We start from the raw sequence: 1,737 nt of genomic DNA on the forward strand, positions 1-1,737 counted from the left end.
TCGATGGTCCCGCCGTCGGCCGTCGTCACCTGCGCGTCGCCCCTGTGAGGCTGCTGTGGGGACTCGTCCTCGGACGCGCCAGCGTCACCGGCCGCGTCGGTGTCCGACTGTCGGGCCGCGGCGCGACCCACGCTATCGAATATCTGTCTCGCGTGGGCGGCCGCGTGGCCACCCGAGGCGTCGACCCACGCCAGTCCGTCGGGGCCGAGCCCGCCGGGGACGTCCTCGGGGGCCAGTCCGACGGCACAGACGCTCGCGACGACGCTGGTCCGGGAGAGGGCATCGAACAGGCGCTCGGCGGCGTAGGCCGACAGTTCGGCTCCGGTCGGGAAGCCAGGCTCCGGTGTCACGCGGGCCGGCGGCCGCGCGTCGACGACCAGCACCGTTCTGACGGCCTGTTCCTCCCGGTAGTCGATGGTCGTCAGCTCGTCGGTCTTTGCGTAGCGCCGCCAGTCGATGCGGTTGACCGGGTCCCCGGACTGGTAGCTTCGGGTCGAGTGGAACTCAAGGCCGCTCCCGCCAGTATCGGTCGGGAGCGTTCCCGCCCGCGGGAGCGTGGCGTCGGCCATCGGAACTTCGGAGACGGTGTTCGAGCAGGTCAGCGTCCCGTCGCCGGCCACGGGCAGGTCGACAGTCACCTCGTCGCTGGCCGACAGCGTCCGCACCCGCACCGCGGCGGCGTCGAACGTGTAGGTTCCGCGCTTTGCCATCACGGCATAGGACAGCGTCGCGCTCTCGTCGGGCCGCAGCGAGGTACAGAGCCGCGGTGACCCCTCGACGACTGGCAGTTCCTCGGGCACGCCGTCGATGACCCGCACGTCGGTCAGCGAACTGCTGCCGGTGTTCGTGAGGGTGAGTTCGACCGCGACCGGCTCGCCCGGTGTGGGCTGGGCGTCAGAAACGGACCGTGTTGCTTGCAAATCGGTTCCCGCCGGCATCCGCGAGAGCGCCCCGTAGGCGACGTAAATGAGCGGGATTGCGGTCGCCGCGAGCAACAGCGGCTCGGCGGTCAAAAGCGAGACGCTGACAAGAAACAGCGCGGCTGCGAGGCCGCCGCTCCAGCGCCGCACACGGCGGTGCATCGTCAGCGCTCACCCCCCGACACCCGCTCGATAGCGTCGACCGTCCGGCGGATGCGGCGGCGGCGCTCGCTCTCCGGGTCGAGCCACAGGCGGAGCCGGGCCAGCAGCGACTGTGGCTCCGTCGGGGACAGCATCGCCGCCGCGACGGCGTCGTCGGTCCACGTCCCCGCACGAACTGCCTGCTGTGCGGACGCCTGTGAGACACCAGCTCCGATAGCATAGGCTGTCGTCGCTGCCGCAGTGAGTCGCTCGGTAACCGTGTCCATCGCCGCGTCGTCGCCAGCGACGGCGTCGTCGATAGCCGCGTCGATGTCAGCGGCGAACAGCCGACTCTCCGTCGCTGTCACGTCTTCCGGCGGGCTGTCGATGGCCACGTCGAAGGCGGTCGGGGAGCCACCGCCGAGGAGCCCACCGAGCCAGCCGGCAAGGACCGCACAGAGCCCGACGGTCAGGCTCCCGGCGAGGAGGGCGGTCGTCGGGGCAACACTGCCGAACACGGCGACCAGGGACTCGCCGGCGGCCGTCGGCGCGAAAGAGAGGGCGGCCGCGACGGCGGTCGCCAGCAGCCCCACAGTCCCGAAGACGACCGTTCGCAGGCGCATCAGGGCCGCCCCTCCGTCCCGTCGTCAGTGCCGTCGGTCGCACTGGACTGCTG

At 71.4% G+C, this 1,737-nt stretch carries 2 protein-coding genes; both read right to left on the bottom strand.

Annotated features, from left to right (window positions below):
* Window positions 1–1,082 (bottom strand): DUF58 domain-containing protein (locus GJ630_RS19330; protein WP_191450770.1); only part of this gene is annotated, 1,082 nt, incomplete at its 3' end.
* Between the two features lie 2 nt (window positions 1,083–1,084).
* Window positions 1,085–1,684 carry a hypothetical protein gene (locus GJ630_RS19335; protein WP_191450772.1) on the bottom strand — a complete coding sequence of 200 codons (600 nt, stop codon included), beginning with the start codon at window positions 1,682–1,684 and terminating at the stop codon, window positions 1,085–1,087.
* Window positions 1,685–1,737: the final 53 nt, after the last annotated feature.

Source organism: Haloarcula sp. CBA1122 (assembly GCF_009741785.1).
Taxonomy (GTDB): domain Archaea; phylum Halobacteriota; class Halobacteria; order Halobacteriales; family Haloarculaceae; genus Haloarcula; species Haloarcula hispanica.

Excerpts from the sequence above, each read along its gene's own strand:
- GJ630_RS19335 (WP_191450772.1), bottom strand. The coding sequence starts at position 1,684 with ATGCGCCTGCGAACGGTCGTCTTCGGGACTGTGGGGCTGCTGGCGACC.